This window comes from Luteimonas saliphila (assembly GCF_016774335.1).
In the GTDB taxonomy this organism is placed as follows: domain Bacteria; phylum Pseudomonadota; class Gammaproteobacteria; order Xanthomonadales; family Xanthomonadaceae; genus Luteimonas; species Luteimonas saliphila.
Genome location: NZ_JAETWA010000047.1, coordinates 249374 through 265263, shown reverse-complemented (window position 1 = coordinate 265263; position 15890 = coordinate 249374). Strand labels below are relative to the sequence as shown.

General features: G+C 69.7%; 11 protein-coding genes. 8 read left to right on the top strand and 3 right to left on the bottom strand.

The genetic code is table 11. The annotated features are described in order from the left end of the window. Window positions 1–64: 64 nt before the first annotated feature. Both JMO03_RS19615 and JMO03_RS19610 read right to left on the bottom strand, forming a co-directional pair. A complete protein-coding gene (locus tag JMO03_RS19615; RefSeq protein ID WP_202845445.1) occupies window positions 65–1228 on the bottom strand; it encodes a zinc-dependent alcohol dehydrogenase in 1164 nt (387 codons plus the stop codon). A 156-nt stretch (window positions 1229–1384) separates the two neighbouring features. After that, the gene (locus JMO03_RS19610) at window positions 1385–2122 is read right to left on the bottom strand and encodes a helix-turn-helix domain-containing protein (RefSeq protein ID WP_202845444.1); all 738 of its coding nucleotides are present in this window, start codon (window positions 2120–2122) and stop codon (window positions 1385–1387) included. Between the two features lie 263 nt (window positions 2123–2385). Between JMO03_RS19610 and JMO03_RS19605 the strand changes: the two genes are divergently transcribed. From JMO03_RS19605 to JMO03_RS19570, 8 genes are all read left to right on the top strand, one after another. After that, a complete protein-coding gene (locus tag JMO03_RS19605; RefSeq protein WP_202845443.1) occupies window positions 2386–4401 on the top strand; it encodes a serine hydrolase domain-containing protein in 2016 nt (671 codons plus the stop codon). Between the two features lie 68 nt (window positions 4402–4469). Beyond that, the gene (locus tag JMO03_RS19600) at window positions 4470–5483 is read left to right on the top strand and encodes a dipeptide epimerase (RefSeq protein WP_337926455.1); all 1014 of its coding nucleotides are present in this window, start codon (window positions 4470–4472) and stop codon (window positions 5481–5483) included. After that, window positions 5480–6628, top strand: coding sequence for a DUF819 family protein (locus JMO03_RS19595; RefSeq protein ID WP_202845442.1), 1149 nt, complete (start codon window positions 5480–5482; stop codon window positions 6626–6628). The genes JMO03_RS19600 and JMO03_RS19595 overlap by 4 nt, the downstream gene beginning before the upstream one ends. A 124-nt stretch (window positions 6629–6752) precedes the next feature. Beyond that, entirely contained in the window at window positions 6753–8516 is a 1764-nt protein-coding gene (locus JMO03_RS19590) for an N-acyl-D-amino-acid deacylase family protein (RefSeq protein WP_202845441.1), read from the top strand. 115 nt (window positions 8517–8631) lie between these two features. After that, window positions 8632–10983 (top strand): TonB-dependent receptor, encoded by a 2352-nt coding sequence (locus tag JMO03_RS19585; RefSeq protein WP_202845440.1) that lies wholly within the window; start codon window positions 8632–8634, stop codon window positions 10981–10983. 62 nt (window positions 10984–11045) lie between these two features. After that, window positions 11046–12086, top strand: coding sequence for an N-acetyltransferase DgcN family protein (locus tag JMO03_RS19580; RefSeq protein ID WP_202845439.1), 1041 nt, complete (start codon window positions 11046–11048; stop codon window positions 12084–12086). An 18-nt stretch (window positions 12087–12104) separates the two neighbouring features. Beyond that, entirely contained in the window at window positions 12105–13220 is a 1116-nt protein-coding gene (locus tag JMO03_RS19575) for a YkvI family membrane protein (protein ID WP_202845438.1), read from the top strand. Window positions 13221–13243: 23 nt separating this feature from the next. Continuing rightward, entirely contained in the window at window positions 13244–14827 is a 1584-nt protein-coding gene (locus JMO03_RS19570) for a serine hydrolase (protein ID WP_202845437.1), read from the top strand. Window positions 14828–14860: 33 nt separating this feature from the next. On the opposite strand, the gene yghX is transcribed toward JMO03_RS19570, so the two are convergent. Beyond that, window positions 14861–15754, bottom strand: coding sequence for a YghX family hydrolase (gene yghX / locus JMO03_RS19565; protein ID WP_202845436.1), 894 nt, complete (start codon window positions 15752–15754; stop codon window positions 14861–14863). Window positions 15755–15890 lie beyond the last annotated feature (136 nt).

Here is a 15890-nt window from a genome sequence, read left to right as displayed (position 1 = left end):
CCCGGCATCGCGATCCGGCGGCGACCCGCACGCGCGATCGCACGCGACGATCCGCGCCCGGCGCTCACGGCGTCAGCACGACCTTGCGGCATTCGTCCTCGCGATCGTTGAAGACCTGGTAACCCTTCGCTGCGTCGGCGAGCGACATGCGGTGGGAGATGATGATCTCCGGGGCGAGTTTGCCTTCGCCGATCGCCTCCAGCAGCTCCGGCATCAGCCCCTGCACGTGGGTCTGTCCCATCTTGAAGGTCAGGCCCTTGTCGAACGCATCGCCGAACAGGAAGCCGTGGATGAAGCCGGTGTACACGCCGGGCACGCTGACCGTGCCGCCGCGGCGGGTGGCGGCGATGCACTGGCGCAGCGCCTTGCCGCTGGAGCCTTCCAGTTTCAGCGTGGTGAGCACGGTCTCGGTGGCGCTGCCCTTGGCCTCGAAGCCGACCGCCTCGATCGTGGCATCGACGCCACGCCCCGCGGTCGCCTGCAGGATGGTGTCGGCCGGATCGTCGTCCTCGTCGAAGTCGATCGGGATCACGCCGTAGGCCTCGCGCGCGAACTCCAGGCGGTACGGGTTGTGGTCGACCATGAAGATGGTCTCCGCGCCGAGCATGCGTGCGCACGCCGCCGACATGCAGCCGACCGGCCCGGCGCCGAAGATCGCCAGGCTCGATCCCGGCTCGACGCCGGCGTTGACCGCGGCCTGGTAGCCCGTCGGCAGGATGTCCGAGAGGAAGAGCACCTGCTCGTCGCCCAGGGCATCGGGCACCGGCAACGGCCCGACGTTCGCCTTCGGCACCCGCACCAGTTCCGCCTGCCCGCCGGGCACGCCGCCATACAGCGCGCTGTAGCCGAACAGCGCCGCCGGCGGCTTGATCGACTTCCTGTTGAGCGACGCGCCCGGACCGGTGTTGGTGGTCTCGCAGGCGGCGTACTCGTCGAGCAGGCAATGGAAGCAGCGTCCGCAGGCGATCACGAACGGGATCACCACCCGATCGCCCACCTTCACCTTGGTCACGTCACGGCCCGCCTCCTCGACGATGCCCATGAACTCGTGGCCGAGGATGTCGCCATCCTCCATGCCGGGGATCTTGCCGCGGTAGATGTGCAGGTCCGAGCCGCAGATCGCGGTGGCGGTGACGCGCAGGATGATGTCGTCGGACTCGACGAGGATGGGATCGGGCACCGTTTCGACGCGGACGTCCTTCGATCCCTGGTAGGTCAAAGCCTTCATGGCACGCTCGCCGCAGGGCGGGGTGTCAGAGGCTGACGCAGCGCCGATCACGGCGCCGTGAGCCCGGTTCATGCGAATGAATGGCAGGTTCCGTTGCGGGCCGGCCAGGCGCGCATCGGGGTCGCGGCCGGAATCACCGGTACGCGGACTGCTCCGCTATTCGCCCCTGGATTTCCTCGCCGGCTTCTTCCTTGTCGCGCGCCTGGCAGGGAGGGTCCTGGTCGGGCTCGGCTGCGGCAGCGCGCGTGGCGCGCGCGCCTGCTGCGCGGCGCCCTCCTCCCCGTGCAGGGTGAGCAGCGATTCCATCAGCTGCTCGTCCGCGCTCGAGCACACGCCGAGCAGCAGCACCTCGTCGCAGCCTTCAGCGGCGATGTAGGCGTGGCCCATGTTGGAGTCGATGTACACCGACTCGCCGGTCTCGAGCACCATCGGGTCGTAGAACTCGGTGTGCACCTCCATGCGCCCCTCGAGTACGTGGATGTATTCCTCGCCGGAGTGCCGCACCAGCTCGCCGAACTCCTCGATGCTCTTGGCGCGCACCCGGGTGAGGACCGGGATCATGCGCTTGCGGCGCAGTTCCGGGCACAGGTAGTAATAGTCGTAGTTGGGGGTGGTGACGCGGATCGCGTCGTCGATGCGGCCGATGCTGCGGCGCGCGGTCACCGGCGGCTCCGGTGCCTCGTCCTGCTCGGCGAACAGTTCGGACATGCGCAGGTTGAGCCGCTGGCTGAGCTGCAGCAGCTTGTCGTAGGTGAGGGTCAGGCGGTCGTGCTCGACCTTGGACAGGGTCGAGAGCGGGATGCCGGAATGCTCGCTCATCTGCTTGAGCGTCCAGCCCTTGCGCGCGCGCAGCGAGCGCAGCAGTCCGCCGATGGTGGGATGTTGCGCAGTCATCCTTGCCGGATCTCCTGGTTGTCCGCGACAGGCTGGCATGTCCTGAAGAGGATCATCATCGCCTTCGCAGGCGATCGGTGGGAAGGGTGGGTGTGGTCGCCGGCCGTGAAGACAGGAGTCCGGGAGACTTTCGGCACTGGTTGACAATTCTCTGATTGGGATCATTATCGCCGAATCAGGATGAACCGGCTCCCGCCGCCCTCGGCGCCGCGGCGCGGTTCCACGACCACGCAAGACCCCGTCCCCCGACCGGAGACCGTTCGATGCGCACGATTCCCATGATCCTGAGCGCCTGGCTGCTGGCCGCCGGCATGGCGACCGCAACCGCGCAGGAAGCGGCGGTGACACCCGGTGCGGTGCCGCCCCCGGCGCTGCCGAGTCCGGCCGATGCTCCGGCCGCGGCCGCGCCAGCCCCGGCTGCCGGCACGCCGGGGCTGGAACGTGGCGACGTCGAGGCCTGGCTGGACGGGTTCATGCCCTACGCGCTGGCCGCGGGCGACATCGCCGGCGCCGTGGTGGTGGTGGTCAAGGACGGCCAGGTCCTGGTGCAGAAGGGCTACGGCTATTCGGACCTGGCGAGCCGCGCGCCGGTCGACCCGGAGGCCACCCTGTTCCGCCCGGGCTCGGTCTCCAAGCTGTTCACCTGGACGGCGGTGATGCAACTGGTGGAGCAGGGCAAGCTCGACCTCGACGCCGACGTCAACCAGTACCTGGATTTCGAGCTCCCCGCGCACGACGACACGCCGGTGACGCTGCGCCAGATCATGACCCACACCACCGGGTTCGAGGAGCAGATCCGTGCGCTGATCACCGCGAGCGAGGACGAGATCACCCCGCTCGGCGAGGCGCTCAAGCACTGGGTCCCCGAACGCATCCATGCGCCCGGCACCACGCCGGCGTACTCGAACTACGCGACCGCGCTGGCCGGCTACATCGTCGAGCGCGTGTCGGGCGAAAGCTTCGACGACTATCTCGACCGCCACATCTTCCAGCCTCTGGGCATGGCGCACTCCAGCTTCCGCCAGCCGCTGCCGCCGGCGCTGCTGGCGCAGATGTCGAAGGGGTATTCGCGGGCGTCCGACGGCACGCCGCAGGACTACGAGTTCATCAGCCTCGCCCCCGCCGGCAGCCTCGCCGCAACCGGCAGCGACATGGCCCGCTTCATGATCGCGCACCTGCAGGGCGGCGCCTACGGCGACGCGCGCATCCTCGACGCGGACACCGCACGGACGATGCATGCCACCGGTCAGGCCTCGGTGGGCCCGCTCAACCGGATGATGCTCGGCTTCTACGAGACCTCGGTGAACGGCCACCGCGCGATCTCGCACGGCGGCGACACGCAGTGGTTCCACAGCGACCTGCAACTGTTTCCCGACGACGGCATCGGCCTGTTCGTGTCGATGAACAGTTCCGGCCGCGACGGCGCCACCGGACACATCCGCTACGCACTCTCGCGCGGCTTCGCCGACCGCTACCTGCCTGGCGATGCGCAGACGCAGGCGGGCGTGTCCGAAGCCGACGCGCAGTTGCATGCGCAGCAGATCGCCGGCACCTACACCAGCAGCCGCCGACCGGACAGCAACTTCCTGTCGCTGGCCAACCTGCTGGGCCCGGTGAAGGTGGTGGCCAACGAGGACGGCACGATCAGCGTGACCCTGGCCCTCGGCCCGGGCGGCGCGCCGAAGAAGTGGCGCGAAGTGGCGCCGTACGTGTGGCAGGACACTTCGAGCACCGATCGGCTGGCGGCCGACGTGGTCGACGGCAAGGTCACGCGTTTCAGCATGGAGCCGTACGCGCCGATCATGGTGTTCCAGCGCCTGTCGGGCTGGCAGGCACTGGGCATGCCGCTGCTGGTGGCCAGCCTGGCGGTGCTGCTGCTGACGGTGCTGGCGTGGCCGGTGTCGGCGCTGGTGCGCCGCTACTACCGTGCGCCCTACAGGCTGGCCGGGCTGGACGCGCGCGCGCACCGGCTGGTGCGGATCGCGGCCCTGCTGGTGCTGCTGGCGATGGGCGGGGCGCTGGGACTGGTGGTCGGCATGCTCAGCAAGCTGGAGTACACCAGCCCCGACACCGACGCGATCATCATCGCCCTGCGCCTGTTCGCCACCCTCGTGCTGCCACTCGGTGCCGCGGTGGCGCTGTGGAATGCCTGGCACGTACTGCGCGGCCGGCGCCGGCTGCTGGCGAAGCTGTGGGCCGTCCTGCTGGCGCTGGCCTGCGGGTTCGTGTTGTGGATCGGCATCGCCCAGCACCTGATCGGCTTCGGCGCCAACTACTGACGATCATCCTGCCGGCGGCCACGCGCCGCCGGCGTATCGACCCCACGTTTCCCGGGAGCGCCCGCACCGTGCCGCTCGCACTCGAACTGCACAACGAACCGCTGCCGATGGCCGCACCGTTCCGCATCGCCGGGCACGTGTTCGAAGCGATGCCCGCCACCGTGGCGACGCTGCGCGACGGCGCGCACGTGGGTCGCGGCGAGGCGGCCGGCGTCTACTACAACAACGACCATCCCGAGGCGATGCTGGCCACGCTGGAGGCGCTGCGGCCACGGATCGAGGCCGGCCTCGATCGCGAGACGCTGCGCACGCTGCTGCCGGCCGGCGGCGCCCGCAATGCGCTGGATTGCGCGTTGTGGGAACTCGAATCGCAACGCGCCGGGGTCCCGGTGTGGATGCTTGCAGGGCTCGATGGCGCGCGTCCGTTGCTGACCACGTTCACCGTCGGCGCGGACGGACCCGCGGTCATGGCCGAGCGCGCGACCGCCTACGTGCACGGCACGATGCAGGCGCGCGCGCTGAAGCTGAAGCTGACCGGTGAACCGGACCTCGATGTCGCGCGGCTGCGCGCAGTCCGTGCACGCTGCCCCGGGTCGTGGATCGGCGTGGACGCCAACCAGGGTTACGATGGCGCCACGCTGCCATCGCTGTTGCCGGCGTTGCTGGAAGCGCGCGTGGCGCTGCTGGAGCAACCCTGCGTGCGTGGGCGCGAGCACGAACTCGACGGCATCGCGCGCGCGCTGCCGTTCGCCGCGGACGAAAGCATCCTCGACCTGGCCGAACTCGAAGCGCGCCACCACCGGTTCGACGTGATCAACATCAAGCTCGACAAGTGCGGCGGCCTGACCGAAGGGCTGATGATGGCCCGGCGTGCGCGCGAACTCGGCAAGCAGGTGATGGTCGGCAACATGTGCGGGACCAGCCTCGCGGCTGCGCCCGCATTCGTGCTCGGACAGCTTTGCGATGTCGTCGACCTCGACGGGCCCACCTTCCTCCGCCAGGATCGCACTCCCGGTGTCGTCTATCGCGATGGGCACATCGACTGCCCAGCGGTGGTCTGGGGCGCGTCGGCTTCGGGATGACGCCACCGATCACCCCGACGCTGATCCCCGCCGACAACGCATTCGCGCTGCTGGCGGTGTTCTTCGCGCTGACGGCAATCGGCGCCAGCCTGGAAAAGACCGGGATCGGCAAGCGCGTCTCGGGCGTGATGCTGGTGATCGCGATCGCGATCGCGCTGGCCCAGTTCGACGTCATCCCGGCCTCCGCACCGACCTACGACCTCATCTGGACGTACCTGGTACCGCTGGCGATCGCCCTGTTCCTGCTGCGTGCGGACCTGGTGAGCATCGTGGTCGACGGTGGACGCACGCTGGTGGCGTTCGCGTTCGGAGCCGTCGGCGTCGCCGCCGGTGCGTGGCTCGGCACGAAACTGCTCGATCTGGGGCCGTTCGAGGCGGAGTACGCGGCCGTGTTCAGCGCCACCTACGTGGGCGGTTCGCTGAACTTCGCGGCGGTCGCCGAGGCGGTCGGCTTTCGCGATCCCACGGCCCTGGCCACCGGCGTGGCGATCGACAACGTGGTCGGGCTCGGCTACCTGCTGCTGGTCGGCGCAGCCGCGACCTGGTCGGTGTTCCGCAGCCGGTTCGCCTGGCGGGCCGAACTGCTGGCATGTGCCGTCGGCGATACGGACGACGCACGGCGCGTGCCGACCGTCATCGACCTGGCGCTGGCGCTGGGCCTGGCCACGCTGGCGTGCGCCGCAGGCATCGAGCTGGCGTCGCGTCTCGGCCAGCCCACGTACGCGATCCTCTACATCACCCTGTCGATGGTCGCGATCGCGACGGTGGGGCGACGCTGGCTCAAGGCGATCGCCGGACCGGAACTGGCGGCCACGCTGTTCATGTACCTGTTCTTCGCGATGCTCGGCGCGGGTGCCGACCTCGGTGCGATGTGGGGCGCAGCGCCGGCCTTGTTCGCCTACGTGCTGGTGATCTTCGCCGTGCACATCGCCTTCCTCCTGGCCGGTGCGCGGCTCTGCCGGCTCAATCATGCCGAAATCGTCATCGCATCCACGGCATGCATCGGCGGGCCACCGATCGCGATCGCGTTCGCGGTCCTGTTCGGCTGGCGGCGGCTGGCCGTTGCCGCGGTGGCCACCGGCGTGCTGGGCTACGTGCTCGGCAACTTCGTCGGGATCGGCCTGTACGAGGCGGTGGCGCCGTGAGCCGGTGGTGGCCGCGCCTTCGCGATTCCGGCCGCCCGGTACGCCCGGCGCATCCGCCAGACGTTCGGCGGTACAAGGGGATCGCCACGACCCTCGACCCTCCACCCGCGACAGGAGCACCCTGATGCATCGACCGATCGTTCGCCTGTTGGCAGCCGCGCTGCTGCCCGTGCTCGCCGCATGCGCCGGCACCCCGGCCACCGGTGTTTCCACGCAGCGCTACGACCTGCTGATCCGCAACGGCGTGGTCTACGACGGCAGCGGGGCTGCGCCGCAACGGGTCGACGTGGCCGTGCGCGACGACCGCATCGCCGCGCTGCTTCCCGCCGGCACCGGGGCGCAGGCAGACACGGTGCTGGATGCGCGCGACCGGGCCGTGTCGCCGGGTTTCATCAACGTGCTGAGCTGGGCCACCGAATCGCTGATCGAGGACGGGCGTGGTATCAGCGACACGAAGCAGGGCGTGACCCTCAAGATCTTCGGCGAAGGCTGGTCGATGGGGCCTGTCAACGCCCGCATGCGGGCCGAAGCGTTGAAGCAGCAGGGCGACATCCGCTACGACCTCGAATGGACCTCGCTGGGCGACTACCTCGGGTTCCTGGAACGACGCGGCGTGACCCCGAACGTCGCATCCTTCGTCGGCGCGACCACGGTCCGCATCCACGAACTGGGGGAGGACGACGTCCAGCCCGATGCCGCGCAGCTCGCCCGCATGCAGGACCTGGTGCGCCAGGCGATGCGCGAGGGCGCGCTCGGCGTCGGCAGCTCGCTGATCTACCCGCCGGCGGCGTTCGCCGACACCGACGAACTGGTCGCACTGGCGCAGGCCGCAGCCGAGAGCGGTGGCGGCTATGTCGCGCACATGCGCAGCGAGGCCGACCGCTTCCTCGAGGCGCTCGACGAGACCATCGCCATCGCGCGCGCCACCGGCCAGCGCGCAGAGGCCTATCACCTCAAGGCGGCGGGCGAGAAGAACTGGCCGAAGATGGCGCAGGCGATCGCGAAGATCGAGGGAGCGCGCGCGCAAGGCCTGCAGGTGAGCGCCAACATGTACGCCTACACCGCCGGCGCGACCGGGCTCGCCGCCGCCCTGCCGCCCTGGGTGCAGGCCGGCGGCCACGAGGCGATGGTGGCGCGGCTGGAGGATCCGGCGATCCGTGCGCGGGTGCTGGCGGAAATGCGCGATCCCCACGTCGAGTGGGAGAACCTGCGCCTGCTCGCCGGCTCCGACGAGCGCCTGATCCTGATCGACTTCCGCAATCCCACGCTCAAGCCGCTGACCGGCCGCACCCTGGCCGACGTGGCGCGCGAGCGCGCAACGACCGCGGAAGAGACCGTCCTCGACCTGATCGTCGAGGACGATTCGCGCGTGGGCGCGGCGTACTTCCTGATGAGCGAGGAGAACGTCGCGCTGGGCCTGAAGCAGCCCTGGGTGAGCCTCGGATCGGATGCGGAGTCGTCGGCGCCGGAGGGCGTGTTCCTGAAATCGAGCACGCATCCGCGCGCCTACGGCAACTTCGCCCGTTTCCTCGGGCACTACGTGCGCGACCGCAAGCTGATGTCGCTGGAGGAGGGCATCCACCGCCTGACCGGCCTGCCGGCCGCGAACTGGAAGCTGCAAGACCGCGGTTGCCTGCGACCCGGCTGCTTCGCCGACATCGTGGTGTTCGACCCGGCGGCCATCATCGACCATGCCAGCTACGACAGACCGCAGCAGTACGCGACCGGTGTCGGCGAGGTCTTCGTCAACGGCGTGCAGGTGCTGCGCGATGGCGAACACACCGGTGCCACGCCCGGCCGGGTCGTGCGTGGGCCAGGCTGGACGGGAGCGGGCACGGGCACGGGCACGGGCACGGGCGCGGAAGCGGTTGGCGCAGCACGAAATTGATTCTCCGTGCGGGTTGACAATTCTCTGATTAGGATCATGATCCCTGATCAGGACTTAGCCGACCACTCCGGCCTCCGCCAACGCGGGGTGCCATCGCCGACCCGGGGAACATGCCATGGCCTCATCCAAGTCGATCGGACCTACCCGCTACTCGCGCCTCGCGCGCGCCATCGGCGCCGCCCTGGCGTTGGCCACCTCCGGCGCCGCGCTGGCGCAAGATGCAGCCGCCGACGCCGCGCCCGACGCGCAGGCGACCGAACTCGATCGCGTGATCGTGACCGCCAACAAGCGCGAAGAGGACATCCGCGAGGTGGCGGTCTCGATGACGCGCATCGGCGAACAGCAGCTCGAGAACCTCAATGCCACCCAGATGTCGGACTACGCCAGCTACGTGCCCGGTCTGCAGGTCCAGTCCAGCGGTACGCCGGGCCAGGTGCAGGTGTCGATGCGCGGCATCGCCGCGCTCTCGCCCGGCTCCACCGTCGGCACCTATGTCGACGAGACCCCGGTCGGCTCCAACAGCCTCTACCAGCAGGCCACGCTGTACCAGTTGGACCTGCTGCCCTACGACGTGGAGAGCATCGAGGTGCTGCGCGGCCCGCAGGGCACGCTGTACGGCGCCGGCGCGATGGGCGGACTGATCAAGTACACCATGCGCCAGCCCGACGTGGCGGTGCGCGAGTTCCGCGTCGGCGGCGGCGTGTCGTTCCCCGAGGACGGCGAGAGCGGCTTCAACTACCGGATCGGCATGAACCTGCCGATCGTCGAGGATGCCTTGGCCATCCGCGCCAGTTTCGCCAGGAATGCGTTGCCCGGCTACATCGACAACCTGGTCGACGGACGCAAGGACATCAACCAGGGCCACCAGACCAGTGCCCGCGCGTCGCTGCGCTGGGAAGGCGAGGGGTCGAGCGTGCAGTTCGCCGCGATGCGCCAGGAGGTCGAGAGCGACGACAACGCGGTGATGGCGCTCGATCCGCTGACCCGCCGCCCGGTCTCGGGGCTCTCCAACTACATCCACGTCGACGAACCCTTCCGCAAGGAGATCGACCACTATTCGCTCACCTTCGACCGGGACCTGGGCTTCGCCGACTTCATCTCGGCGACCAGCTACGCCGACACCCATACCGCGGTGCGCTCCGACGTCACCCTGAGCTACGGCGAGTACCCGCTGGCGTTCCTGGCCGCGGACCCGACCCTGGAGGCCGGCTCGTCCTACCTGGACAACGTGCTGGACATGACCCAGTTCACCCAGGAATTCCGCCTGCAGTCCAAGTCCGGGCAGCGCTTCGAATGGCTGCTGGGCGCCTTCCATTCCCGCGAGAAGGGCGACAACTACCAGTACGTCGCGCTCAACCAGCTCGACGGATCGCCGCTGCCGGCGCCCTGGGACGGGATCATCGGCGTGCTCGGCGAGCTGTACATTCCCAGCACGTTCGAGGAGACGGCGGTGTTCGCCAACGGCTCGTTCGCGTTCACCGACCGGTTCAAGATCGGTGCCGGCGTGCGCTTCTCCCGCAACGACCAGGAATTCACCCAGAACGTGGTCGCGGGCGTCCTGCTGCCGATCGCGACCCAGGACAACACCTCCAGCGAGGACGTGTTCACCTGGAGCATCACACCGCAGTTCCAGCTCGGTCCGGATTCGATGGTGTACGCCAAGGCCTCCACCGGCTACCAGCCGGGCGGTCCCAACGTGGTCTCCGTGGGCCTGCCGTCGGCGGTGGATTCGTCGACTCTGACCAGTTACGAGCTGGGTTGGAAGTCGGCATTCGCCTCGCGGCGCGTGCTGCTCGATCTGGTCGCCTACCAGGTCGACTGGGAGGACATCCAGGTGGCGTCGCTGGTGAATGGCGTCAGCGGCCTGGTCAACGGCGGCGAAGCGACCAGCCGCGGGCTCGAGGCATCCCTGCAATGGCGTCCGACCCCGGGCCTCACCCTCGGCCTCAACGGCGCCTACAACGACGCGGTGATCGACGAGGATTTCCCGGTGATCGTGGTGCCGCTGGACCCGGACCTGCCCGGCGGCGTGCTCGAGATCAACACCGGCCTCAAGGGCGATCGCATGCCCTACGTGCCCGACCTGACCGTCTCGGCCACCGTCGACTACTACTTCTCGCTACGCAACGGCTGGAGCGTGGGCGTCGGCGGCGGCTATCGCTGGGTCGACGACCGGACCAACGCGACCACGGAGCGGGAGGTGATCGCGATCGCGGAACCGCGCACGGTGCTGGACACCACGATCACCGAGCCGCTGGTCATCGACGGCTACGGCGCGCTCGACGTTTACGCATCGCTGTCCAACGGGGCGTGGACGCTGCGCGGCTACGTCAAGAACGCGGCCGACAAGCGCGCCTATTCGACCATGACCGACGTGACCGGTGCGCTGACCGGCGTGACCCATCACTACGCCGCGAGCCCCATCCAGCCACGCACCGTCGGCCTCGAGCTCGACTTCCGCTTCTGATCCGCGTGCCGGCCCGCCACCGGGACGGCATGCCTCCCCCGCAAGGATACGGACCAGTCCGCATGCCCAATGCCGTTCCCGCGTTGCGCGAGGCCGAGCCGCTGCCGCAACCGTATCTGCTGTTCCTCGGCGACGTCACCGAACCGGGCTACGCCAAGACCGCGTTCGGGCTGCGCGACTGGGCCGGCGAGCGCTGCGTCGGCGAGTACGCGTGCAAGGGTGCGACCGTCACCACCGGTCTGCCCTTCCTGTCGCCGCCGCAGGCGCGGATGCTGGGGGCGCGGTCGATGGTGATCGGGATCGCCAACCCCGGCGGGCGGATTCCGGCGAACTGGATCCCGCTGCTGCTCGACGCGCTGCATGCCGGCTTGGACCTGATCGGTGGCATGCATGCGAGGCTGGCGGAGATCGAGCCGCTGCGCAATGCCGCGGTGGTGCACGGCCGGCAGCTGATCGACGTGCGCGAGCCGCCGACGGGACTGCCGGTCGCGAGCGGTCGCAAGCGTTCCGGCCGCCGCCTGCTCACCATCGGCACCGACTGCGCGCTGGGCAAGAAGTACACCGCGCTGTCGCTTGCGCGCGCGTTCGCGTCGCGCCGGGTCGATGTCGACTTCCGCGCCAGCGGGCAGACCGGGATCCTGATCGCGGGCGGTGGCGTGCCGATGGACGCGGTGGTGGTGGATTTCGCCGCGGGCGCTGCAGAAATGCTGTCGCCAGATGCCGATGCCGGGCACTGGGACGTGATCGAAGGACAGGGCTCGCTGTCGCATCCGGCCTACGCCGGGGTGTCGCTGGCGCTGCTGCACGGCAGCCAGCCCGACGTCATCGTGGTTTGCCACGAACATGGCCGCGAGCGCATGCTCGGCCATTCCCACTTCGCGCTGCCGTCGGTGGAAGACACGATCGATCTCGCGCTGCGGCTGGGGGCGCGCACCAATCCGGCGATCCGTTGCGCCGGAGTGAGCCTCAACACCGGCGCGCTGGACGCGGCGGCCGCGCGCGAGGCGATCGAAGCCACCGCTACGCGCCTGGGCCTGCCGGTCGCCGATCCGATGCGCGGCGGCGAAGCGTTCGACCGGCTGGTCGATGCCTGCCTGGCCTGAGCGCAGGGGCACGCGGCGATGAGCCCGGTGCCGACACGGTTCCAGCGCTTCCTCCTGCCCGGCCTCGCGTTCAAGGGCTTCGTGATCGGTGGCGGCTACGCGACGGGACGTGAACTCGCCGAATACTTCCTGCCCAGTGGCGCGCAGGGCGGATTGCTGGGCCTGTCGCTGGCGATGGTGGTGTGGAGCGTGGTGTGCGCGCTGACGTTCGTGTTCGCCTTCGCCACCGGCAGCTACGACTACCGCGGTTTCTTCGGCCGGCTGGTGGGGCCCGGCTGGGTGGTGTTCGAACTCGCCTACGTGGTGTTCATGGTGCTGATCCTGGCGGTGTTCGGCGCGGCGGCCGGCGCGGTGGTCGCCGCGCTGACCGGCTGGCCGCCGCTGGTGGGCACGCTGGCGTTGATGACGGCGATCGGCGCGGTGGTGGCCTTCGGCAACCGTGCGGTCGAGCGTCTGTTCGGCTGGGCCTCGGTGTTCCTGTACGCGATGTACGTGCTGTTCGTCGCGTTCGCCTTCACCACGTTCGGCGACCGCATCCTGCAGGGCCTTTCCACGCCGCATTCTCTCGATGGCTGGGTGCAGGGCGGGCTGACCTATGCCTGCTACAACATCGTCGGCGCGGTCGCGATCCTGCCGATGCTGCGGCATTTCACCCGGCGTCGCGATGCGGTCGCCGCCGGCCTGCTGGCCGGCCCGCTGGCGATCCTGCCGGCGATCGCGTTCTTCGCCTGCATGCTGGCGTGGATGCCGCAGATCGCCGGCGAGGCGCTGCCGTCGGACTACATGCTGCGGCGCATGCAGCAACCGCTGCTGCACGTCGGCTTCCAGGCGATGATCTTCCTGGCCCTGCTCGAAAGCGGCGTGGGCGCGGTGCACGCGGTCAACGAGCGCATCGCCGGTGCGTGGCGGAAACGCGAGCGGGGCGACTTCCCGCGTGGCGCGCGGCTCTGTGTCGCGGTGGTGCTGCTGGTTGGCTCGATCTTCATCGCCGAGCGCTACGGACTGGTCGCGCTGATCGCGCACGGCTACCGCGCGCTGGCCTGGCTGTTCCTGTTCGTGTACGTGCTGCCGCTGCTGACGTTCGGCAGCTGGCACCTGTGGCGGATGCGCACGCGGCCGGGCGCGCAGGCATGAACCACTTCCGAGGAGACGCAAGCATGCGCGTGACCCTGTTCCACACTCTCCTGCTGGTGCTGGCGTGCATCGTCGCGCCCGCAGTCGCCGCGCCGCCCGCCGGTTTCGATGCGCGGGTGGAGGCGGCCATGCGCACGCGCGATGTGCCCGGCATGGCGATCGCGATCGTGAAGGACGGCGAGATCGTGCATGCGAAGGGCTACGGCGTGCGCGCGCTGGGCGGGTCCGATCCGGTCGACGCCGACACGCTCTTCCCCACCGGCTCCACCGGCAAGGCGGTGACCGCCGCGGCGCTGGCGATCCTGGTCGACGACGGCAAGCTGCACTGGGACGACCGGGTCATCGACCACCTGCCGGAGTTCCGGATGCACGATCCGTGGGTGACGCGCGAGATGACCGTGCGCGACCTGCTGGTGCATCGCAGCGGCCTGGGCCTGGGCGCGGGCGACCTGCTGTTCATCCCGCGCAGTTCGCGCAGCCGCGCCGACATCGTCCGCGCGCTGCGCCACATCGAACCGGCGACGAGTTTCCGCAGCGGCTATGCCTACGACAACATCCTCTACATCGTCGCCGGCGAAGTGGTCGCCGCCGTGAGCGGGGAGAGCTGGGAGGCGTTCGTGCGCGATCACATCTTCCGGCCGCTGGGCATGGCGACCGCCGTCAGCGACGAGGCCGATCGCTTCGCGACGCGCAACCGCGCGCAGCCGCACGCGCGACTCGACCCGCGCCTGCGTGGCCTGGGCGAACAGCAGTTGCTGCGCGAACGCGAAGGCCTGGGACAGGTCGGTGCAGCGGCCGGCGGCCTGTCGTGGAGCGCGAACGACTTCGCGCGCTGGCTGCAGGTGCAACTGGCGCTCGGCGCGCGCCCCGACGGCAACGGGCGCCTGTGGAACGAGGCCACTGCGCGCGAGATGTGGACGCCGCAGATCCATGTGCCGATCCGCCCGTATCCCGAACCTATCGGCGCCATCACGCCGCAGTTCTCCGGCTACGCGCTGGGCTGGAACGTGCAGGACTATCGCGGGGTGAAGGTGGTGCAGCACGGCGGCGCGGTGTTCGGCGTGCTCGCCTTCGTGGTGCTGGTGCCCGAGCACGACCTCGGCATCGCGCTGCAGATCAATGCCGAAGACGTGGACGTGCTGCGCGGCCTCGGCCAGGAACTGCTGGACCACTACCTGGGCTTCGAGCCGCGCGACTGGGTGGCGGCCTTCGGGCAATGGAACCAGGCGCGCCTCGAGGGCGGGCTCGCTGCGCTGGCGTCCACCGGTACGCAGGCGCGCAAGGCCTCGAAGCCATCGCTGCCCCTGGCCGGCTATGCCGGCCGCTACGTCGATGCCTGGTACGGGCCGATCACGGTCGCCGCCGACGCCGGCAGGCTGCGCATCGACTTCCTGCAGACGCCGAACATGGCCGGCACGCTGGAGCACTGGCAGTACGACACCTTCCGCACGCGGTGGGACGACACGGCCATCGAACCGGCCTACGTCAGCTTCGCGCTGGATGCGGAAGGCAAGGTGTCGCGGATCACGATGAAGGCGGTCTCGCCGCTGGCCGACTTCAGCTACGACTACCACGACCTGTCGTTCGTGCCGCAGGCGGAGGAGTAGCGCAGGCCACGCGTGGCGGCCTGGTCGCCCACCTCACGCGGCGACGAGGTGCCGCCGGAACCAGTCGAGCGTCCGTTCCCAGGCCAGCGCCGCCGCCGCTTCGTCGTAGCGCGGCGTCGAATCGTTGTGGAAGCCGTGGTAGGTGCCGGGATAGAAGTGGGCCTCGTAACGCGTGCCCGCGGCCTCGAGCGCCGCCTCGTACGCGGGCCAGGTGGCATTGACGTTGTCGTCGGTCTCGGCGAAATGGATCAACAGCGGCGCCTTGATCTTCGGCACGTCCTCGGGCTTCGCCTGGCGGCCGTAGAACGGCACCGCCGCCGCCAGCTCGGGATAGGCCACCGCCGCCGCATGCGAGACCCCGCCGCCGTAGCAGAACCCGGTGATGCCGACCTTGCCGGTGCCGCGTTCATCCTGCATCAGGAACTCGATCGCGGCGAAGAAGTCGTTCATCAGCTTTTCCGGATCGACCTGCTGCTGCAGCTCGCGCCCGCGCGCATCGTTGCCCGGGTAGCCGCCGACCGAACTCAGCCCGTCCGGCGCCAGCGCCAGGAACCCGGCCTTGGCCAGCCGCCGCGCCACGTCCTCGATGTAGGGGTTGAGGCCGCGGTTCTCGTGCACCACCACCACGCCCGGCAGCCTGCCCTCGGCCTTGGCCGGGCGCACGCGGTAGCCGCGCACCTCGCCGTGGCCGTTGGGCGAGGGATAGCGGATGTACTCGGCAAGGATGTCCGGATCGGTGAACTGCACCTGCTGCGCCAGCGCGTAGTCGGGGCTGAGCGAGGCCAGGATGGTGGCCGCGGTCAGGCCGCCGACGGCGAACTTCGTCGCGCGGTCGAGGAAATCCCGGCGCGAGATGCGGCCGTGCACGTAGAAGTCGTACAGCTCCAGCAGTTCGGGATGGAAATCCTTCGCGGTGAGTCGGGCCATGCCTGTGCTCCGGTGCGGGCGGTGGCGCTACGGTACCGCAGCGCGCCCGCGCGAACGCACCCGCGGGGGCGCAGACGCGGGAAGACGACCGGCGGACTATGCGCGGCCGTCGACGCGGTGCGGCTGCGACGCATGG